Source organism: Agromyces protaetiae, from assembly GCF_030866785.1.
GTDB classification, from domain to species: domain Bacteria; phylum Actinomycetota; class Actinomycetes; order Actinomycetales; family Microbacteriaceae; genus Agromyces; species Agromyces silvae.
Genome location: NZ_CP133018.1, coordinates 688,758 through 708,878 on the forward strand (window position 1 = coordinate 688,758; position 20,121 = coordinate 708,878).

The window sequence follows — 20,121 nt, forward strand, 5'->3', positions numbered from 1 at the left end:
AGGATGCTCGGAATCAGTGGTTGCTCGGGAAGCCGAGGTTGATCTGCGACTCGGACGGGTTGGGCCAGCGCGTGGTGACGACCTTGGAGCGCGTGTAGAAGTGCACCGACTCGGGACCGTAGATGTGCGAGTCGCCGAACAGCGAGTTCTTCCAGCCGCCGAACGAGAACGCACCGATCGGCACCGGGATGGGCACGTTCACGCCCACCATGCCGACCTCGATGTCCATCTCGAACGACCGCGCCGTCCGGCCGTCGCGCGTGAAGATCGCGACGCCGTTCGCGTACTGGTTCGCGTTGATGAGCTCGACCGCCTCGTCGTACGACTCGACGCGCACGACCGAGAGCACCGGCCCGAAGATCTCGTCGTCGTACACCTTCATGCCCGGCTTCACGTGGTCGACGAGCGAGACGCCGACGAAGAAGCCGTCGTTGTCGAACTGCTTCGTCGTGCCGTCGACCACGACCGTCGCACCCTCCGCTGCAGCACCCGTCACGTATGAGGCCACCTTGTCACGGTGCTCGCGGGTGATGAGCGGACCCATCTCGCTCGAGGCATCCGTGCCGTCGCCGATCTTCAGCCCCGCCATGCGCGAGGCGACCTTCTCGACCAGGACGTCGGCGACGTCGCCGACGGCGACGAGCGCTGAGACGGCCATGCACCGCTCGCCGGCCGAGCCGTACGCGGCCGAGATCGCCGCGTCGGCGGCACCGTCGAGGTCGGCGTCGGGCATGACGACCATGTGGTTCTTCGCACCGCCGAGCGCCTGCACGCGCTTGCCGTTGGCGCTCGCCCGCTCGTAGATGCTCTTCGCGATGGGCGTCGAGCCCACGAAGCTCACGGCCTTCACTTCGGGGGAGTCGAGGATGCCGTCGACCGCGACCTTGTCACCGTGGACGACGTTCAGCACGCCCGCCGGGAGGCCGGCCTCCTCGAAGAGCTTCGCGAGGAACACCGACGCGCTCGGGTCCTTCTCCGACGGCTTAAGTACCACGGTGTTGCCGCACGCGATCGCCGAGGCGGTCATCCAGAGCGGCACCATGACCGGGAAGTTGAAAGGCGTGATCGCGCCGACGACGCCGACGGGCTGCTTGAGCGAGTGCACGTCGACGCCGCGCGCGACCTGCTCGGCGTGCTCGCCCTTCAGCAGGTGCACGAGCCCGGCCGCGAACTCGACGTTCTCGATGCCGCGGCTGATCTCGCCCTTCGCGTCGTCGAGGACCTTGCCGTGCTGGCTCGTGATGATGGCCGCGAGCTCATCCTGGCGCTCGACGAGCAGCTGGCGCAGGCGGAAGAAGACGTCGGCCCGCTTGACGAGACCCGTCGCACGCCACCCGGGAAGCGCCGCCTTCGCGGCCTGGATCGCATGCTCGACCTCCGCGGTCGTCGCGAACGCGACCTCGTGCTGCTGCTCGCCGGTCGCGGGGTTGAACACGGGACCGGTGCGGTCGCCCGCACCGGTCTCTTGGCCGGCGACGTGGTGGCGGATGAGGCTCATGCGAGTCCTTTCAAGATGCTGGATCGGCATGCCGGACGGATCGACCGGCTGCCGCATAGGCTGATAACCCCCAGCTTTCCAGGCCCGAGGAGGATGATCGAGTGGCAGAACGTCGCGAAGCCGACGATTTCCGGACGGACCGTCCGTCCCCCATCACGGTCGATGAGAGCCATCCGTCGGTCCGCGAGGTGCTCGCGGTCGACGCCGTCGCCGACGGGCTGCCCGAAGTGCTCGCGAACGAGACCGGACTCGACGCCCGTGTGCGCTGGGTGCACGTCTCCGACAGTGCGGATGTCGCCCGGCTGTTGAACGGCGGCGAGCTGCTGCTGTCCACGGGCTCCGGCTGGCCGGCGGAGCCGGCCGAGCTCGACGCGTTCGTGGCCGGCCTGGTCGCGGCGGGGGTCTCCGGCCTCGTGCTGGAGCTCGGCGTGCATTACCGGTACGTGCCGGCGATCATCGTCGACGCCGCTCGCCGGCACGGGCTCACCCTCGTCGTGCTGCACCGCGAGGTGAAGTTCGTCGCCCTCACCGAGGCCGTGCACCGGCGCATCATCTCGGAGCAGACCGCCGCGCTCCGCGCGCGCGACGACGTGCGCGAGCAGTTCACCGCCCTCGCGCTGCGCGGCTCGCCCGCCGACTTCGTGGTGCACCGGCTCGCACAGACGCTCGGTGCGGCGGTCGTGCTCGAGAACCTCGCCCACGAGGTCGTCACCGCCGAGATGTCCCCGGCAGACGAAGAGGTGCTGCTCCCGGACTGGGAGGCGCGGTCGCGGGCGGCGCACCAGCTGGCGCGTGATGCCGAGCAGGCTGGGCTGGTCCACGATGATCGCTGGCTCATCGTTCCGGTGGAGGCACGAGGCATCCGTTGGGGCCATCTCATCGCGCTGCCCGGTCCCGCCCACCCGGCCGGCCGCTCGGCCGTGCTCGAACAGGGCGCGATCGCGCTCGCGGTCGGCCGGCTGGCCGACGGCGACGTCGACGAGTGGGCGCGGATCGGCCGGCAGCGGCTGCTGGACCGACTCCTCGCCGGCCGGTTCGGCGGCGCGGCGGCCGCGGCTGCGCGCGTCGAGGCGGCCGGCCTGCCGCTGACCGGCGCCCAGGTGGTCGGGGTGGTCGTGAGCGGCGTCGACCTCACGGCGGGCGAGGCGGATGCCGCGGCGCGGACCCTGCGCGGGCGCGCACTCGCGGCACCGCTGCTCGCTTCGCAGCCGGCCACGGTCGTGTTGTTGTCGTTGCCGGCCGGAACGGAGTTCGACGATCGCGCCGCACGAGAGTACGTTCGCGTGCTCCGACCGGGAGCCGCACAGCGGCTCGAGCTCGCGATCGGGACGCCCGGCGACGGGCTCGAGTCGGGGCTCGCGTCCCTTCGGGAGGCGATCGACCTCGCCCGCTCGGGCGATGCCCGCCCCGGACGTGGGCCGGTCATCCGGCGGGCGGTCGATCGCCCCCTGGTCAGGCTCGTGTCGAGCCTGCGCGACGACCACCGCCTCCTCGAACACGGCGAACGCATGCTCCGACCGCTCGTCGAACACGACCTCCGGCGGCATGGCGACCTGCTCGACGTGCTCGGCGCCGTACTCGCCCACCCGGCCAACCGCACCGCCGCCGCGACCGCGTCGCACCTGTCGCGCTCGGTGTTCTATCAGCGCCTCGCGCAGATCCAGGACCTGCTCGGCGCCGACCTCGACGACGGCGAGACGCAGACCGCGCTGCACCTCGCGCTGCTCGTGCGGCGCAGTGCTGGTCGCTGAGTGCGAAAGATAGGAGTTCTCACTATCTTTCGCCTTGCGTCTTGACATCCTGCCTACTGGTATTCAGACTAGAGAAAAGTTTGCATCACTTTTTTTTAGGAGTTCATGATGAAGCACCACCCGTACGTCCCGAACCCTGGGCACGTGCTCACCCGCCGCCACACCACCGTCGACCAGGTGCACGCGATGATGCTCGCGGCGATCGCCGGCGGCGACCTGCTGCCCGGCCAGGAGCTTCGCGATCAGGCCTGGGCCGCCGAACTGAAGGTCTCCCGAACGCCGATCCGTGAGGCGATCAAGCGACTCGAAGCGCACGGCATCGTCGATATCGCCGCTGCCCGATACACCCGGCTCGCCAGCTTCACACCCGACGAAGCACGGCGAGAAGCACACGACTGGGCCGCGATCCACCTCGCACTGGTCAGCGACCTCTGCGAGTCCGCCGAACGACCACTGATCCTCGCCCTCGAGAAAGCCCGCAGCCGCTTCCACGGCAGCACCGGGATCAAAGCGCACGCCGCGAACTTCACCTTCTTCGAACACCTGCGCGCCACGAGCACCAGCTTCAGCGTCCACCTCGGCGCCGTCGCCGTGGCCTACCGTCTCCGCCTCGCACTGCCGAACCTGCCCGACCTCCACGACGCCGACGACCAGCTCCACACCGACATCCTCGCCGCACTCACCGAACACAAAGCCGACACCCTCGCACCAAGCTTCACCCGCTGGCTCCACGCCGCCAACCACGAACCCGCCGCTGAATCGTCGCTCGCGCCAACTCAGCTCAGCTGACTTCCACTACATCTGAGCGTGCTCACCCGTCGTAATGCCAGAGGGCTGCGTCAATGCTTCGCTCGCGGGCTGCACGCGGCGGGTCCTGCGTCGGCTTCGATCTCAGTTCGCGATGCGCCCGACACGGCTCCTCGTCCACCGCAGCTCCGCCCGTTGAACACGGGCCAGCTCAATTGAGAACTTCCCAGCCCTGGGCCGTGGCTGTCTCGGCGAGCGCCGCAGTTGGCCGGACCGCGACGGGGTGACCGACGGCCGCCAGCATCGGGGCGTCGGACCAGTCGTTCCCGTAGGCGTAGCAGTTCTCCAACGCGATCCCGCCCTGGCTCGCAAAGTTCCTTGCGACCTCTGCCTTGCCCTCTGCGACGAGGATGTGCGAAACCGCGCCGGTGAGTTTGTCCGCTTCGACGCCAACTTCGCAGCAGTACACCGCATCCGCATGGAGGTCCCTGGCGATCGGTTCCACGCATGGACGCCAAGAGCCAGTGACGAACACCACCTTGTCGCCACGCATGCGATGTTCGTGAAGTCGGTCGATCGTCTGTGAGATGAGCTGAGACCGTCCTGTGCTCTCGTACCAGCGTTGGCCCCACGCGAGCATTTGAGACCAGGCCTGGCCCGCGAGGAGTTCGAAGCAATCAGCGGTCAATTGCTCGCGTTCGCGACGTACTGGGGCGAGACGTTCCAGTTGAAGGAGTCGGCTGACCAGCACCGGATCATTCAGCTCATCACGGATGAAGTGGATGAGGGCGGCGATGGTGAATCCACGAATGATGGTGTCATCGACGTCGAAGAACGCGGCAGCGGGATCGAGTGAGTCAGCCGCACGTCCCGGAGAGCGATCACGTATCATAAGATATTGATACTATCTCACGTTCAGAGGTGAGCGAATGATTGATCGGCGAGTAGTGCACCGTTCACGGGACGATGAGGTGTTCTTGGAGGACTATGTCGCATTAGGCGATGCGCAGCTATTGGCCGATGTGGTGATCCGATCTGACCACGTCAGAGCGCGCACCGGCCGTGGAGAGCTCTCCTCTGCGATCGCCCTAGAGGTGTTTCGACAGGGCGCCTTCCTGATTGCGCATCAGCATATGCGCGTCCCCCTAGATTGGCACTTCATCACGAAAAACGCCGTGTTGCGATGGAGCCGGTGGCTTCCGTCTTTCCCAGCCTCCGGGGAAATGCGATATCAGCTGGATGTTCGCGTCGACATCGAGACCAAGCGAGGTCGCCCATTCCTCTTGATGTGGGGACTTCGACTCCTTTATGGCGGACGCGTGGTCGCGGACGGAGAACTGCACGGCTGGACTGTCGCGCCCGCGCGGTATCGAGCGCTCCGCAGGACTGCACTGGCGGCGCCGGAGCGCCCAGCTCGGCCGCAAACTCCGCAGGGAGAGAGCGGTGCCATCGTCGAATGGGATGACCACGATCCGTTCCTGCTCAATCGACCGGGCGATCACGTCGTCTCGATGATTCTCATCGATGCCGTTCTCCGGGCTGTGAACGCCGAAGAGATTCGTCTGCGTAGCTTCGAAATGGAGTTTCGGCGATTTGCAGAGCGCACGGTCCCGGTGTATCTCCTCGTGAACACGGATCATGCCGGCGTCAGCAACGTCACATTCACGCAGTCCGGCGAAGTTGTCGCCGTAGCCAGCACTTCGAGCGAGCCGTATGCAGTATGAACTAGGTCTCGTCATCGCTTTGCACAGATGCATGCGCGTGGAGCCTCGCGGAAGAGTACGATCCGACCTAACCGCCGAGAGATCCGAGGGGCCTCGTGGCTGAGCAAGAACGCGCGATTCGTACTCGTAACAAGATCCTGATGGCCACAGCTGACGCCATCAACGAGTTCTCGTACGAGAAAGCGACGATCTCTGACATTGCCCGGCGGGCGGGTACCACCCCGGGAGCGGTCTACTTCCACTTCTCGAACAAGGAAGCGGTGGCTCACGCGGTCATCGACACCCAGAACGCCGTCTCGCAAAAGAAGGCTCAGGCAACCGTGGCGGCCGGGTACTGTGCGCTCGAGGTCATGCTGAGGGTCTCGGCCGATCTGATGTACGACATCATCGATGATCCCCTCACTCGCGCAGGCATCCGGCTGACGACCGAGATTCATATCCTGGATACTCCGCCTACGCGATCCTGGAACGATTGGATCGAGTTCAATGTCGCCCTGATCAGGGTGGCCCGCGAAGAGGGAGATCTCAAGCCGGATATCGATGTTGATGATGTCGCCCAAGTGCTCACCAGCAGCATCGCCGGCGTGCACATCCTCTCGAGTCTCCTCGAGGACTTTCCTGGCCTTGCCCACCGTGCACGCGCGCTTTGGCGCCAGTTCGTCGAGGCTAATGCATCACCGGAGAAGGTCCCGCACTGGATCTCTCGGACTGACGCGCTGTTCGCTCGACCTGAGCGGATCGCTCCCTAATCCCATCGGCCGCTGGTGGGCCACTTCCATCCGCGCTGCACCTCACGCTTCTCATGCGGCGCAGCGCTGGTCGCTGATCACGCGCCGACGCCGGGCTCGCGTCTCGCGCCAGTCGACGGCGTTGCTGTCGTGGTGTCGAAAGATAGGAGTTCTCACTATCTTTCGCCTTGCGTCTTGACATCCTGCCTACTGGTATTCAGACTAGAGAAAAGTTTGCATCACTTTTTTTTAGGAGTTCATGATGAAGCACCACCCGTACGTCCCGAACCCTGGGCACGTGCTCACCCGCCGCCACACCACCGTCGACCAGGTGCACGCGATGATGCTCGCGGCGATCGCCGGCGGCGACCTGCTGCCCGGCCAGGAGCTTCGCGATCAGGCCTGGGCCGCCGAACTGAAGGTCTCCCGAACGCCGATCCGTGAGGCGATCAAGCGACTCGAAGCGCACGGCATCGTCGATATCGCCGCTGCCCGATACACCCGGCTCGCCAGCTTCACACCCGACGAAGCACGGCGAGAAGCACACGACTGGGCCGCGATCCACCTCGCACTGGTCAGCGACCTCTGCGAGTCCGCCGAACGACCACTGATCCTCGCCCTCGAGAAAGCCCGCAGCCGCTTCCACGGCAGCACCGGGATCAAAGCGCACGCCGCGAACTTCACCTTCTTCGAACACCTGCGCGCCACGAGCACCAGCTTCAGCGTCCACCTCGGCGCCGTCGCCGTGGCCTACCGTCTCCGCCTCGCACTGCCGAACCTGCCCGACCTCCACGACGCCGACGACCAGCTCCACACCGACATCCTCGCCGCACTCACCGAACACAAAGCCGACACCCTCGCACCAAGCTTCACCCGCTGGCTCCACGCCGCCAACCACGAACCCGCCGCCGCGTAAGTCTCAGCCAGTGCAATTTACTTGCTATTGACAAGTTTGCTTGCAAAGAGCAAGCTAGCCATGAATCACCCATCGACGACGACCCATCGGAGGATCTCATGGCCGCGACCAGCATCTTCGTGAACTTCCCGACCACCGACCTCGAGCGCTCGAAGGCGTTCTACACGGCGCTCGGCTTCACCATCAATCCGCTCTTCACCGACGACAACGCCGCGTGTGTCGTGCTCGAGGACAACATCTACTTCATGGTGCTCACCAAGGAGTACCTCGGCACGTTCACCGACAAGCAGATCATCGACCCCAAGACGCAGGCGCAGATGAGCATCGCCCTGAGCCGAGACTCGCGCGACGAGGTCGACGCGGCGCTCGAGCGAGGGCTCGCAGCCGGTGGAAGCGAACCGCGTGAGGCGCAGGACTACGGCTTCATGTACTCACGCGACCTCGACGACCCCGACGGCAACAACCTCAGCTTCCTCTACATGGACCCGAAGGCCGCCGAGCAGGGACCCGAGGCGTACATGGCCGGGCAGGGAGCCGACGCGCCCGCGACGGCCTGATCGGCGCCCGGCGCATGGCAGCCCGCGCGACGCGCGGCTTCGGTCAGTACAGCGGTGTGGCTCGTGCCGTCGAGCGGGTCGGGGAGCGGTGGGCGCTGCTCATCGTCCGCGATCTGCTCGCCGGCGCCCGCCGGTACAGCGACCTGAAGGCCGGCCTGCCGCGGATCCCGACGAACATCCTGAGCGATCGGCTGAAGGAGCTCCAAGAGGCCGGCGTGGTCCGGCGCGTCCCGACCGTGCGCGGTGGCTACGAGCTCACCGCGCTCGGGCGCGCGCTCGAACCCGTCGTACTCGAGCTCGAACGCTGGGGCTGGGCGACGCTCGGCTCTCCCGCCGAGGGTGAGCTGCTCACCGCCGATGCGCTCGCGGTCGCGCTGCGCGCCGCGTTCCAGGCGGATGCCTCGCGCGAGCTGCCGCCCACCGAGTACGTGCTGCACGTGGGCGCCGTGTCCATGTCGGCGATCGCCGCCGCCGGCGCGCTCGACGTCCTGGCGATCGGTCCCGACGCGCTGCCGCAGCCCGGGCGCCGGCTCGCAGCCGCCGCGCCCGCGGACGTGCTCGAGCTCACAGTCGAGGTCGCCTCGTTCCGTCCGCTGCTCGCGGGCGCCGACGAGGTCGCGACCGTACTCGCGGGCACCGACGAGTTGCTCGCGCGCTTCGCGCGCACGTTCCGCATGACCCCGGCACCCCATTCGGATGCCGCCGACGCGGCCGACGACGCATCCGTCGCCTGACATCCGGGTCAGGGCGCGACGTAGACCTTGCGGAGCGTCTCGCGGACCGTCCACACGGTGCGCATGCCGGCTTCGAGGCGCACGACGGAGCCCGGGCCGAGCTCGATCGACGGCAGCGCGGCGTCCTCGAACTCGACGGTCGCGTCGCCGGACAGCACCACGAAGACCTCGTCGGCCTCGACGTCGCGCATCGCGCCGCGGGTCATCTCCCACACGCCGATCGTGCGGCCCGCGGCCTCGTCCAGCACGGCATGCCCCGTCGCCGGCGCACCGGCGACGACCTGGTCGGCGGGCACGGGTTCATGGGCGAGCGTGAGGCCCGAGGCATCCGTCGCCCGTCCGGCGACGAGCCGCGCCTCGCCGCTCACGAATCGAACCCCAGGCCGAGTGCGTCGAGCGTCTTCAGCAGCAGGTTGCGGCGGCCGCGGTCGTGGTCGGCGCGATCGAGCGACCAGCGGGTCGCGTTGATGCCGATCGACGCGGCCGGCTCGGGCGGGAACGGCAGCGGACGCTCGCGGACCATGCGCAGCGCGGTGCGCTCGTTCTCGCGCCGCTCGAGCAGGTCGAGCATGACCTCGCCTGCGAATCGGGTCGCGGCGACCCCCAGTCCGGTGAAGCCGCTCGCATACGCGACCCGGTCGTCGCGGGCCGTGCCGTAGAAGGCGCAGAACCGCGTGGAGGTGTCGATCGCGCCCGCCCATCGGTGCGTGAACCGCAGCCCCTCGAGCTGCGGGAAGGTCGTGAAGAAGTGCGCGGCGAGCGTCTCGAATGACTCGCGCCGGTTCTCGTACGCGGCACGGAGCCGGCCGCCGTAGTGGTACACGGCGTCATAGCCGCCGAACAGGACGCGCCCGTCGCGGGTCATCCGGTAGTAGTGGAACTGATTCGCCAGGTCACTGATGCCCTGCCGATCGCCCCAGCCGATGGACGCAAGCTGTTCGGCCGAGAGCGGCTCGGTCATGAGCACGTAGTCGTACACGGGCACGGTCATCAACCGGTTGCGCCTGAGCAGCGAGGGGAACACGTTCGTGGCGAGCACGGCCTGCCTGGCGCGGACGCGGCCGTGGTCGGTGATGATCGAGACCGCTCCGGTCGAACCGGGGGTGTCGATGCGGCGCACCGGCGAGCGCTCGAAGATCTCGACGCCCACGTCTTCGGCGAGTCGGGCGAGCTCCGCCGCAAGCTTGCCGGGGTGGACGAGCGCGTTCGTCCGCGTCTCCCACACCGCACCGAGATAGGTCGGCGACGCGACGGCGGCGCGCGCCTCGTGCTCATCGAGCAGCCGCAGACTGTCGTCCCCGCGCTCGCGCGCGTCGGCCGCGAGCTCGTGCAGCCACTCCACCTGATGGGGCTCGACCGCCACGCCCAGCGCGCCGACGCGCTCGAACTCGGCGTCGGCGCCCCACTCGGCGAGGTCGGCCTCGATGGCGTCGAGGTTCTCGAGCCCGAGCCGGTCGAGGGTCTCGATCTCGTCGGGCCAACGGGTCAGGCCGTTCTCGCGGCCGTGCGTGAGGCTCGCCTCGACGAACCCGCCGTTGCGGCCCGATGCCGCCCACCCGACGGAGCGGCCCTCGACGAGCACCACCCGTGCCTCGGGAGTGCGCCGCTTCGCGAGCAGCGCCGTCCAGAGGCCTGTATAGCCGCCGCCGACGATCACGAGGTCGGCGACGTGATCGCCCGTGAGGGCCGGGCGGGCGACCCGGCCCGTGAGGTCGTCGAGCCAGAACACACGCTGCTCGGCATGTTCGAGACTGTGCGCGATGACGGACGCCGGTGGACGGCGGCGTTCGAAGACGGTGGTTCCCACGGGATGCGACTCCAAGTCGGACGGTTCCCTCCATCCTCGTCGTCCGTCACCGGGTCGCGCCAGTGCGCCGTGTCGCGATCGGATGCTTCGGCCGGACGAGTCGTCCGGAGCGGGCGCTGCGCGCCGCGTGCCGGCCGGCACCTGGTAGACCAGAAGCATGATCGCTGATGGTTTCGAGGGGGCGCTCGATCGCACCGCGGCCGGGTTGGCCGCGATGGGTGCGGGCGACGCGCGACCGTATCAGGAGTGCTGGGCGCGCGACGACGGGGTGACGTTGTTCGGGGCGTTCGGCACCATCGAGCAGGGGCACGGCGACGTCATGGCGACGCTCGACTGGGTCGCGAGCCGTTTCAGCGACGGCACCCTCGTACCCGAGTACGAGACGGTGCACGTCGGCGAGGACGTCGCCTTCACGGTCGGGTTCGAACGGGGCGTGCTGCGCGTCGACGGTGGCAAGCCGACCGAGCTCACCATTCGGGTGACGCACGTGTACCGCCGCATCGACGACGCGTGGTGCATCGTGCATCGGCACGGCGACCATCCGCCGGCACTGGCCGCCCGACCTCGACTCGGCGCCTGACCGCGGCTGACCGCGTCTGACCGCGCCTGACCGCACCTGACCGCGCCTGCGTGTCCGAGGTCTCCGGCATGATCGAGGGATGACCCGCGAACACCACTACGAGCTCGCCCTGAGCTGGACCGGCAATGACGGCGAGGGCACGAAGACGTATCGCAGCTACCGGCGGGACCACGTCGTGTCCGCACCGGGTGCACCGCAGATCCCGGGTTCGTCCGACCCCGCGTTCCGCGGCGACCCCTCGCGTTGGAACCCCGAACAGCTGCTGGTCGCCTCGCTTGCACAGTGCCACCTGCTCTGGTACCTGCACTTCGCCGCGAGCGCGGGCGTCGTGGTCGTCGGCTACGAGGATGCTCCGACCGGGACCATGGTCGAGGACGCCGCCGGCGGCGGTCGCTTCAGCGAGGTCACCCTGCGCCCGCGGGTCACGGTGGCCGCGGGCACCGACCCCGCGCTCGCCGCCTCGCTGCACGCGAAGGTCGGCGACGTGTGCTTCATCGCGCGCTCGGTGAACTTCCCGGTCCGCCACGACGCAACGGTCGCCGTCACCGGCTGATCAGTCGGGCGCGTGCGCCTCGAGGAACTCGTAGACCTCGGTCTGGTCGACGCCCGGGAAGGTGCCCGTGGGGAGCGCCGCGAGCAGGCTCGTGGGGGTGCGCGCGGCGGGCCACGAGGCATCCGACCACCGCTCGGCGAGCGCCTCCGGCGCGCGCCGGCAGCAGGACTCGTCAGGGCAGCGCGACACGGCACGGTGCTGGGTCTCGCGCCCGCGGAACCACTTCACGTGCTCGAACGGCACCCCGACCGACACCGAGTACTCGCCCTCCTTGGCCTTCTCGATGCGCGAGGTGCACCAGAAGGTGCCCGAGGGCGTGTCCGTGTACTGGTACCAGGGGCTGAACCGGTCGGTCACGTCGAAGACCGTGCGCGCCGTCCAGTTGCGGCACACCGTGGTGCCCTCGACCGCACCGAGCGCGTCCGACGGGAAGCGCACCCGGTCGTTCTCGTACGCCTTGATGATCGTGCCCGACTCGTGCACCTTCATGAAGTGCACCGGGATGCCGAGTCGCGCGGTCGCCAGGTTCGTGAATCGATGGGCGGCGGTCTCGTATGTCACGGCGAAATGATCGCGGAGTTCCTCCATCGAGATGCGCCGCAGATTCTTCGCCTCTGTCAGGTACCGCACGGCCGCCTGCTCGGGCAGCAGGATCGCCGCCGTGAGGTAGTTCGTCTCAATGCGCTGCCGGAGAAATTCGCCGTAGTTTCTGGGCTCCTCGTGCGCGAGGGCATGGCTCGCCAGCGCCTGCAGGATCGGCGAGCGTGAATCGCGCGACGACGTCGGCGCGGTGGGCAGGTAGATGCGTCCGTGCCGCTTGTCGGTGACCGAGCGCGTCGAGTGCGGCAGGTCGCCGACATAGTGCAACGAGTATCCGAGATGGTTCGCCATGTCGGCGACCAGCTGGTGCGAGACCGGCCCGCCGGTGTGCCCGACGGCCGTGAGCAACGCGGCGGCCTGCGCCTCGAGCTCGGGGTAGAAGTTGTCGCGCGCGCGCATCTCCGCCCGCAGCTGCGCGTTCGTGCGCCGCGCCTCCTCGGGTGTGGCCGCACGCTCGCGGTGCAGCCGGTCGATCTCCTGGTGCAGCGCGAGGATCGTGCGCAGCGTCTGGTCGTTCATGGACTTGGCCAGACGGAACGGCTCGAGCCCGAGTGCGCCGAACACCGGGCCGCGTTGCGCGCGCTCGACGGCGATCTCGAGCGCTGCGCGTTCCGTCGGCGCATCCGGCCGGAGCAGTTCGTCGGCCGTCGTGTCGAGTGCGGCGGCGATGGTGCGGAGCATGGACAGGCGCGGCTCGCGCTTGCCGTTCTCGATCGCCGACACCTGGCTCGGTGCGCGGTCGACGGCCTCGGCGAGGGCGCCGAGCGTCATGCCGATCGCGGTGCGGCGGTCGCGGATGCGTCGGCCGAGGGTCAGTGCGTCGACGCCATCGGATGACTCGGCCTCGCCAGTCACTGCGGCGCCGGTCGGCGTCGGACGAGAGCGTGGTTCCACGATGGACATGCCTCATGGTCACACGGACCGCGCACGGGGACAAACAGAACTTCTCGTGAAGTTCACATACGAGCGCGGGCGTCCGCTTGTAGGTGGCGCCTCGCGGTTATACGCGCCGGTGCCGGGCATAGCAAGGGTCTATAGGCGAGAGAAGCGGCTCCTTAGCGTGAGCCCCCCAACCGGTCGAGGCATCCGCTTCCGCCGACGCGGGCAGGACGATCCCCTGCAAGCGCGGTGCCGAGAACCGGCCGGAGACAGGAAGTGAGCACACGATGACGAATACGTTTTCATCCGATCCCTACGGCTCAGGAGCCACCAGTGGGAGCGACGCTTCCGGTGGAGGGGCATCCGACCTCCGTGAGCAGGCCAAGAACGTGGCCTCGGACGCCGGCGATGCCGGCAAGCACGTCGTCGACGTCGCGAAGGACGAGACCCATGGCGTGGCGAGCGAGACCAAGACGCAGGCGCGCCGGCTCGTGGGCCAGGTCGGCGACGAGCTGCGCGGGCAGGCCGCGCAGCAGCAGTCACGGGTCGCGAGCGGCATCCGCGATGTCGGCTCGCAGTTCGAGCAGATGGCGGACAGCGCGGATGACTCCGGCATGGCCGCGAATCTCGTCCGCGACGCTGGACGCCGAGTCGGCCACGTCGGCGAATGGCTCGACCAGCGCGACCCCAAGGACCTGCTCGAGGAGGTCAAGCGGTTCGCGCGCCGACGCCCAGGGGTGTTCCTCGCGGTCGCGACGGGAGCGGGCCTCGTCGCCGGTCGCCTGACGCGCGCACTGGCAAGCTCTTCGGGTGACTCGGGCGCTGCACACGCGGCGAGCGGCTCGCCGCAGGCGAGCACGTACGCGGGTTCGACCGGGACGTCCGGCGGAACGGCCACGCGGCCGCGGCCGGTGACCGCGCCACCCGTGACGGCCCGGCCGGTCACGCCGCCGCGCGCGACGGAGCCTCCTGCGACGACGACCATCGGCAACCCGGCCGTGCCGGGCGGCGCCGTTGGCGGCACCGGGCCGACCCCGGGGGCGGGCGGGATCTGATGACCGACAACAGACCGGGATTCGAACCGCAGACCCCGTCGGAACGGCAGGCCGAGCGCGAGTCGCTCGGGCAGCTGCTCCAGGAGGTCTCCAGGGATCTGTCGACGCTGTTCCGCCAGGAGGTCGAGCTCGCGAAGGCCGAACTGAAGGAGACCGCGAAGAAGGCCGGAAAGGGCGCAGGGCTCTTCGGCGGTGCCGGCGTCGCCGGCCTGCTCGCGCTCGTCTTCGTGTCGATCGCCGCCTGGTGGGCGCTCGGGTACCTGATCGGCAACGCCTGGTCGGCGCTCGTCGTCGCCGCCATCTGGGGGATCGTCGCAGCGGTCCTCGCGATGACCGGCAAGAAGGAGATCGAGGAGATCGAGGGCGCACCGCAGACCGTCGAGACCGTCAAGGAGATCCCCGAAACGTTGAAGAGGAATGAGGAGAACCGATGAGCAACCCCGACGAGATCCGCGAGGACATCGAGCGCACAAGGGCCGACCTCGGCCAGGACGTGGACGCGCTCGCCGACAAGGTGAACCCGTCCAAGATCGTGGACCGGAAGACGCGGCGGGTGCGCCAGGGCTTCACCACGCTCAAGGAGAAGGTCATGGGCGCGGCCGACGACGCCGGTGACTCGGCACACGGCGCCATGTCGCACGTCGGCGACGCGGCCCATCACGCCGGCGACGCCGTCAAGGACGCTCCGCACAAGGCGGCGTCCGCGACGCGCGGCAACCCGGTTGCCGTGGGGCTCATCGCCTTCGGCGTCGGCTGGCTGGCAGCGTCGCTGATCCCGACCACGCGCGTCGAGCAGCAGGCGGCCGACAAGGCGAAGGAAGCGGCGGCACCACTGGTCGATCAGGTCAAGGAGGTCGCTCAGGAGACCGCCGAGAACCTGAAGGAGCCCGCGAAGGAGGCCGCTGAGGCGGTCAAGGAGCGGGCGACCGACGCGGCCCACACGGTCGCCGACGAGGGCAAGGCCGCGGCCTCGGACGTGAAGGACGAGGCGCAGCGGGCCGCGAAGCAGCAGGGCTGACGCGCTGCGCGCCAACCGACGAGCGCGTGGGGCCGGAAGGTCCCGCGCGCTCGTCGTGCGATCGTGTGATCGTGCGATCGCACGTCTCAGGCGCCGAGCGCCGGCTTCAGCTCGCGCGCGAAGAAGTCGATGAACCCGTCCGGGTCGGGGCCGTTGTTCATGAGCACGACGTGGTCGTAGCCGACGCGCTCGTACTCCCGGATCGCTTCGAGGTGCGTTGCCGCATCAGGCCCGCACGGCATCGCCTCGGCGATGTCCTCTTCGCGGGCGAGGGCGGCGGATGCCTCGAAGTTGGCCGGGTTCGGCAGCTCGGCCATGACCTTCCAGCCGGTGAGCGACCAGCGTGCGGTCTCGAAGGCGTGCTTCACGGCCGCCTCTTCGCTCTCCGCCCAGGCCAGCCCGACCTCGCCGTAGGCCGGCCCGTCGCCGCCCGCCTCTCGGAACGCGTCGAACAGCTCGGGCTTCGGCTCGGTGCCGAACAGCCCGTCGCCGAGTTCGGCCGCGATCCGCGCCGCCTGCGGACCACCCGCGGCGACGATGATCTGCGGCAGCACGTCGGGCAGGTCGAACACCCGGGCATCCTCGAGGTCGAGGAACTCGCCCCGGTAGGACTGATAGCCGCCCTGCCAGAGCAGGCGGATGATCTCGAGCGCCTCGCGCAGCATGTCCTGGCGTTCGTCGGCCGAGGGGAACCCGCGCCCGACGACGTGCTCGTTCAGGCGCTCGCCGGAGCCGATGCCGAGCGCGAACCGCCCGTCTGAGACGAGCGCCAGGGTCGCGGCGGCCTGCGCGATGATCGCCGGGTGGTACCGCACGGTCGGGCAGGTGACGCCGGTCGCGAGGCCGATGCGGTCGGTGGTGGCGGCGATCGCGCCGAGCACGGTCCAGGCGAACGGGGAGTGCCCCTGCACGTCGAGCCACGGGTGGAAGTGATCGCTGATCTCGACGAAGTCGAACCCGGCCCGCTCTGCGAGCTGGGCTTGGCGGATCAGCTCGGCCGGGCCGAACCCTTCCGCTGCGAGCTTGTATCCGTACTTCGTCATGACTGCTCCTCCGTGGGCCGTGCATCGTGTCTGGCGACGATACGAAACGCCCGGAGCATCCGTCAGCCCGTTGCGAGTCTCGACTCACGCGTGTACGACGCCGCCTCGGCGAGCCGCATCGTCGCGCCCGAGCGTTCGGCCAGTGAACTGGCGGTGCGCGCGATCGTCTGCTGCATGACCTGCACGGCAGGCGGGGGCGCGAGGTCGGCGGTGCGCGCGACGCTGATCTCGCGGGTGAGCGTCGGCTCGGCGAGCCGGACGGCGCGCAGCCCGGGGCGCTCGACGAGCACCATCGCCGGGACGATCGCGACCCCGATGCCGCGCTCGACGAACCGCAGCACGGCATCCATCTCGGCACCTTCGACCACGACCTCCGGGGTGAGGCCCGCGGCCTCGAACGCGGCATCCGTCGTGGTGCGCAGATCGTAGGTGGAGCTGAAGACGACCTGCGGCAGCTGCGCGACGTCGGCGAGCCGAATGGCCTCGCGGTCGGTCACGGGGGGTGCGCTGCTCGACGAGATCACCACGAGCTCCTCGACGAGCAGGGGAGCGACGGTGAACCGCGCGGTGGACGCGGCGTTCGAGGTCGTGATCAGGGCCAGGTCGAGCTCCCCGCCGGCGAGCTGGTCGAGCAGCCGGCGCGAGCCCTGCTCGGAGACGTGCAGCTCGATCGCCGGGTGGGCGGCGTGGAACGCGCTCAGCACCTCGGCCACGAGACTGATACAGAGGGTCGGCGTCGCGCCGAGTCGTACGCGTCCGCGTTCGAGCCCCGCGAGTTCGGCCAATTCGCGGCGCACCGAGTCCGCGTCGGCGAGCATGCGCCGGGCCAGCGGGAGGAGCGACTCGCCCGCGGTGGTGAGGGTGCTGCCACCCCGCGCCCGCTGGAACAACTCGGCTCCGAGGTCGCGTTCGAGGGTGGCGATCTGGCGGCTCAGCGACGGCTGCGCGAGATGCAGCAGGTCGGCCGCCTGGGTGAAGTTGCCGAGCCGCGCGACCTCGACGAAGCCGCGCAACTGCTCGAGATTCATGTCGATAGCTTATCGCTATCGTTGTCAGCGAGAAGATGCATTGGAGTAATCGAACGCATCTGCCTAGCGTGGAACCGTGAGTACTTCCGAGCGTCAGCTTTCCACCACCGTCCTCGTGATCGGCACGGGTGGCTCGGGCCTCCGCGCCGCCATCGAACTCGCCGAATCGGGCGTCGACGTGCTCGCGCTCGGCAAGCGCCCCAAGTCCGACGCGCACACCTCCCTCGCCGCGGGCGGCATCAACGCCGCCCTCGCCACGATGGATGCCGACGACAGCTGGCAACAGCACGCCGCCGACACGCTCACCGAGAGCTATCTGCTGGCGAACCCGCACACGGTCGAGATCGTCACGTCGGGCGCGGCACGCGGCATCGAGGATCTCGAGCGGTACGGCATGCCCTTCGCGCGCGAGGAGGACGGGCGCATCTCGCAGCGGTTCTTCGGGGCGCACACCTACCGGCGCACGGCCTTCGCCGGCGACTACACAGGTCTCGAGATCCAGCGCACGCTGGTCAATCGCGCGGCTCAGCTGCAGATCCCGATCCTCGACACGGTCTACGTCACGCGCATCCTCGTCAATGAGGACGGCGCGGTGTTCGGCGCGTACGGTTTCGACCTCGAGGACGGCACGCGGTACCTCATCCACGCCGACGCGGTGATCCTCGCCGCGGGCGGGCACAACCGAATCTGGCGGCGCACCTCGTCGCGGCGGGACGAGAACACGGGCGACTCGTGGCGCCTGGCCGTCGAGGCCGGTGGCCGCGTGCGCGACCCCGAGCTCGTGCAGTTCCACCCCAGCGGCATCATCGAGCCCGAGAACGCGGCCGGAACGCTGATCTCCGAGGCGGCCCGCGGTGAGGGCGGCATCCTGCGCAACGGGCTCGGCGAGCGCTTCATGCACAGGTACGACCCCGTGCGGCTCGAGCTCTCGACCCGCGACCGCGTCGCGCTCGCCTGCTACACCGAGATCAAAGAGGGTCGCGGCACCCCGAACGGCGGTGTCTGGCTGGATGTCTCGCACCTCCCGCGCGAGACGATCATGACCCGGCTCCCTCGCGTGTACCAGACGATGCTCGAGCTGCAGATGCTCGACATCACCAAGGAGCCCATCGAGATCGCGCCGACGGCGCACTATTCGATGGGCGGGGTGTGGGTGCGGCCCGAGGACCACGCGACGGATGTCCCGGGCCTCTACGCCATCGGCGAGGCATCCTCCGGGCTGCACGGCGCGAACCGGCTCGGCGGCAACTCGCTCATCGAGTTGCTGGTGTTCGGGCGGATCGTCGGGCAGGCCGCCGTGGAGTACTCACGGTCGCTCACGGTCCAGCAGCGCTCCGCCTCGGCCGTCGCCGATGCGCGTGCGGAGATCACTGATCTGCTCGAGGCATCCGGAACCGAGAACGTGCGCGCGCTCCAGCGCGCGATCCGCGACACGATGACCGAACACGCCGGCGTCGTGCGCGACGAGCCGGGCCTGCGTGCAGGGTTGGCCGAGCTCGACGCGATCGAGGCGCGCATGGCGGACATCGGCGTCCATCCCGACATCGCGGGCTTCCAAGACCTGGCGCATGCGTTCGATCTGAAGTCGGCGGCGCTCGCCGCGCGGGCGACGCTCGAGGCCGCGCTCGAGCGCCGGGAGACCCGCGGCTGCCACAACCGCAGCGACTACCCCGAACTCGACGAGTCGTTGCAGGTGAACCTGGTCTGGTCGCCCTCGACCGGCGTGACCCGCGAGGAGATCCCGCCGATCCCCGATGCGATCGCCGCGCTCATGCACGACGTGTCCGTCGCCGGCAAGCTCGTGGAGTAGCGCCACTCGCCCCCGCTCCGGGGCTCAGCCGCGTTCATGCTCCTCGGCGAGTGCCGCCACCACGTGCCGTGCGCTCGCCGTGAGCCGCGGATTGCGGTCGCCGAAGTACGACAGCTGGGCGAGCGCCTGCAGCAGTGCCCAGCCGCGGCCCCTGGCCCACATCGCGTCGTCGGCGTCGACCGCATCCCGGAACACCTCGCGCGCTCCGGGTGAGAGCAGATTCCAGGCGACCCGGAGATCGCTCGCGGGATCGCCGACGCCCATCGCGCCGAAGTCGAGCACGCCGCTCAGCCGACCGTCGCGCAGGAGCAGGTTCGCCGGAGTGAGGTCGCCGTGGATCCAGGTCGGCGGGCCGTCGAAGCGGGTCGCGGTCATCGCCGCGTCCCAGATCGCTGCGGCCGCCGCTCCGACACCCGGGAGTCGTGCCAGGCTCGTGCGCACGAGCTCGTCCTCGTCGTGCAACGGCCGGGGCCAGGCGGTGCTCGGCGCGTTCGCCGGGTCGAGGGCGCGCATCGCGAGGACGAACGCGGCGAGGTCGCGCGCGAGCACGACGTCGTCAGCCGATGCATCCGCGCTCGACGGGTGCGTGCCCTCGAGCCACCGGCAGACGGTCCACGGCCACGCGTAGCCCTCGGCGGGCGCCCCGAGCGCCACGGGCACGGGCACGTCGACGGGCAGCGCCGCAGCGATGCGCGACAGCCAGGCGAACTCCCGTCGCAGCGGCGCCACCGCCCAGTGGATGCGCGGCAGGCGCACCGAGTGCTGCCCGCCCAGGCGGTAGATCGCGTTGTCGGCGCCGTACGAGTCGACCCGTTCGATCGGCAGGCCGTCCCACTCGGGGAACTGCCCGGCGACGAGCCGAGCGACGAGTGCGGCGTCGGTCTCCACCTCGTCGTCGTGCATGCGCGCCATCCGCTCACGCTACGCCCGGCCGGGCGACGGGGGCCAGGTGCACGCCGACGTGTCGCACGGCGCCGGCGGCGCCCACGGACGTCTGGTCTTTCCGCGGCGCAGAACTCCGGGGAAAGTTCTCCGAGCGGATCCGGCGCATGGGTGCTGCGGGCGGCGGAGGCTGGGTCGCACCAGGTGGCGG

21 protein-coding genes are annotated in these 20,121 nt (G+C 69.3%); 13 read left to right on the forward strand and 8 right to left on the reverse strand.

Going from position 1 to position 20,121, the window contains the following annotated elements; translation table 11 throughout:
* Positions 1 to 13 precede the first annotated feature (13 nt).
* Entirely contained in the window at positions 14 to 1,498 is a 1,485-nt protein-coding gene (locus QU602_RS03200; protein WP_308798718.1) for a CoA-acylating methylmalonate-semialdehyde dehydrogenase, read from the reverse strand.
* Between the two features lie 101 nt (positions 1,499 to 1,599).
* On the opposite strand from QU602_RS03200, the gene QU602_RS03205 reads away from it, so the two are divergent.
* Both QU602_RS03205 and QU602_RS03210 read left to right on the forward strand, forming a co-directional pair.
* The gene (locus tag QU602_RS03205; protein ID WP_308798719.1) at positions 1,600 to 3,249 is read left to right on the forward strand and encodes a PucR family transcriptional regulator; all 1,650 of its coding nucleotides are present in this window, start codon (positions 1,600 to 1,602) and stop codon (positions 3,247 to 3,249) included.
* Between the two features lie 108 nt (positions 3,250 to 3,357).
* Positions 3,358 to 4,038, forward strand: coding sequence for a GntR family transcriptional regulator (locus QU602_RS03210; protein WP_308798720.1), 681 nt, complete (start codon positions 3,358 to 3,360; stop codon positions 4,036 to 4,038).
* 169 nt (positions 4,039 to 4,207) lie between these two features.
* Here the strand turns inward: QU602_RS03210 and QU602_RS03215 are convergent, their stop codons facing one another.
* A complete protein-coding gene (locus QU602_RS03215) occupies positions 4,208 to 4,888 on the reverse strand; it encodes an HAD family hydrolase (protein ID WP_308798721.1) in 681 nt (226 codons plus the stop codon).
* A gap of 85 nt (positions 4,889 to 4,973) precedes the next feature.
* Between QU602_RS03215 and QU602_RS03220 the strand changes: the two genes are divergently transcribed.
* The 5 genes from QU602_RS03220 to QU602_RS03240 all read left to right on the forward strand — a co-directional run bounded on the left by QU602_RS03220 (position 4,974) and on the right by QU602_RS03240 (position 8,655).
* A complete protein-coding gene (locus tag QU602_RS03220) occupies positions 4,974 to 5,720 on the forward strand; it encodes a hypothetical protein (protein ID WP_373692877.1) in 747 nt (248 codons plus the stop codon).
* Between the two features lie 95 nt (positions 5,721 to 5,815).
* Complete coding sequence (locus QU602_RS03225; protein WP_308798723.1) at positions 5,816 to 6,469, forward strand: ScbR family autoregulator-binding transcription factor; 654 nt, start codon at positions 5,816 to 5,818, stop codon at positions 6,467 to 6,469.
* Positions 6,470 to 6,710: 241 nt separating this feature from the next.
* A complete protein-coding gene (locus tag QU602_RS03230; RefSeq protein WP_308798724.1) occupies positions 6,711 to 7,364 on the forward strand; it encodes a GntR family transcriptional regulator in 654 nt (217 codons plus the stop codon).
* A gap of 98 nt (positions 7,365 to 7,462) precedes the next feature.
* A complete protein-coding gene (locus tag QU602_RS03235) occupies positions 7,463 to 7,921 on the forward strand; it encodes a VOC family protein (RefSeq protein WP_308798725.1) in 459 nt (152 codons plus the stop codon).
* A 14-nt stretch (positions 7,922 to 7,935) separates the two neighbouring features.
* Positions 7,936 to 8,655 carry a winged helix-turn-helix transcriptional regulator gene (locus QU602_RS03240; protein ID WP_308798726.1) on the forward strand — a complete coding sequence of 240 codons (720 nt, stop codon included), beginning with the start codon at positions 7,936 to 7,938 and terminating at the stop codon, positions 8,653 to 8,655.
* A gap of 8 nt (positions 8,656 to 8,663) precedes the next feature.
* Here QU602_RS03240 and QU602_RS03245 read toward each other — a convergent pair whose 3' ends face one another.
* Entirely contained in the window at positions 8,664 to 9,023 is a 360-nt protein-coding gene (locus tag QU602_RS03245) for a cupin domain-containing protein (protein WP_308798727.1), read from the reverse strand.
* Positions 9,020 to 10,462: an NAD(P)/FAD-dependent oxidoreductase gene (locus tag QU602_RS03250; RefSeq protein ID WP_308798728.1), complete on the reverse strand. Its 1,443-nt coding sequence runs from the start codon at positions 10,460 to 10,462 to the stop codon at positions 9,020 to 9,022. The genes QU602_RS03245 and QU602_RS03250 overlap by 4 nt, the downstream gene beginning before the upstream one ends.
* 157 nt (positions 10,463 to 10,619) lie before the next feature.
* Between QU602_RS03250 and QU602_RS03255 the strand changes: the two genes are divergently transcribed.
* Together QU602_RS03255 and QU602_RS03260 are read left to right on the forward strand one after the other, a co-directional pair.
* A complete protein-coding gene (locus QU602_RS03255) occupies positions 10,620 to 11,042 on the forward strand; it encodes a YybH family protein (protein ID WP_308798730.1) in 423 nt (140 codons plus the stop codon).
* 79 nt (positions 11,043 to 11,121) lie between these two features.
* Entirely contained in the window at positions 11,122 to 11,595 is a 474-nt protein-coding gene (locus QU602_RS03260; RefSeq protein ID WP_308798731.1) for an OsmC family protein, read from the forward strand.
* Here QU602_RS03260 and QU602_RS03265 read toward each other — a convergent pair whose 3' ends face one another.
* A complete protein-coding gene (locus tag QU602_RS03265) occupies positions 11,596 to 13,098 on the reverse strand; it encodes a helix-turn-helix domain-containing protein (RefSeq protein WP_308798732.1) in 1,503 nt (500 codons plus the stop codon). It abuts the gene before it with no gap.
* Positions 13,099 to 13,361: 263 nt separating this feature from the next.
* Between QU602_RS03265 and QU602_RS03270 the strand changes: the two genes are divergently transcribed.
* From QU602_RS03270 to QU602_RS03280, 3 genes are read left to right on the forward strand one after another with little or no spacing between them, the layout of a single operon-like run.
* Positions 13,362 to 14,129 (forward strand): ATP synthase subunit B family protein, encoded by a 768-nt coding sequence (locus tag QU602_RS03270; protein WP_308798734.1) that lies wholly within the window; start codon positions 13,362 to 13,364, stop codon positions 14,127 to 14,129.
* Complete coding sequence (locus QU602_RS03275) at positions 14,129 to 14,563, forward strand: phage holin family protein (RefSeq protein ID WP_308798735.1); 435 nt, start codon at positions 14,129 to 14,131, stop codon at positions 14,561 to 14,563. The genes QU602_RS03270 and QU602_RS03275 overlap by 1 nt, the downstream gene beginning before the upstream one ends.
* Positions 14,560 to 15,147 (forward strand): DUF3618 domain-containing protein, encoded by a 588-nt coding sequence (locus QU602_RS03280; protein ID WP_308798736.1) that lies wholly within the window; start codon positions 14,560 to 14,562, stop codon positions 15,145 to 15,147. Before QU602_RS03275 ends, QU602_RS03280 begins: the two co-directional genes overlap by 4 nt.
* A gap of 86 nt (positions 15,148 to 15,233) precedes the next feature.
* On the opposite strand, the gene QU602_RS03285 is transcribed toward QU602_RS03280, so the two are convergent.
* Both QU602_RS03285 and QU602_RS03290 read right to left on the reverse strand, forming a co-directional pair.
* Complete coding sequence (locus QU602_RS03285) at positions 15,234 to 16,190, reverse strand: TIGR03557 family F420-dependent LLM class oxidoreductase (RefSeq protein ID WP_308798737.1); 957 nt, start codon at positions 16,188 to 16,190, stop codon at positions 15,234 to 15,236.
* Positions 16,191 to 16,252: 62 nt separating this feature from the next.
* Complete coding sequence (locus QU602_RS03290) at positions 16,253 to 17,218, reverse strand: LysR family transcriptional regulator (protein WP_308798738.1); 966 nt, start codon at positions 17,216 to 17,218, stop codon at positions 16,253 to 16,255.
* A gap of 76 nt (positions 17,219 to 17,294) precedes the next feature.
* Between QU602_RS03290 and QU602_RS03295 the strand changes: the two genes are divergently transcribed.
* Positions 17,295 to 19,028 carry an L-aspartate oxidase gene (locus tag QU602_RS03295; RefSeq protein ID WP_308798739.1) on the forward strand — a complete coding sequence of 578 codons (1,734 nt, stop codon included), beginning with the start codon at positions 17,295 to 17,297 and terminating at the stop codon, positions 19,026 to 19,028.
* 24 nt (positions 19,029 to 19,052) lie between these two features.
* Here QU602_RS03295 and QU602_RS03300 read toward each other — a convergent pair whose 3' ends face one another.
* Complete coding sequence (locus QU602_RS03300; protein ID WP_308798740.1) at positions 19,053 to 19,940, reverse strand: aminoglycoside phosphotransferase family protein; 888 nt, start codon at positions 19,938 to 19,940, stop codon at positions 19,053 to 19,055.
* Positions 19,941 to 20,121 lie beyond the last annotated feature (181 nt).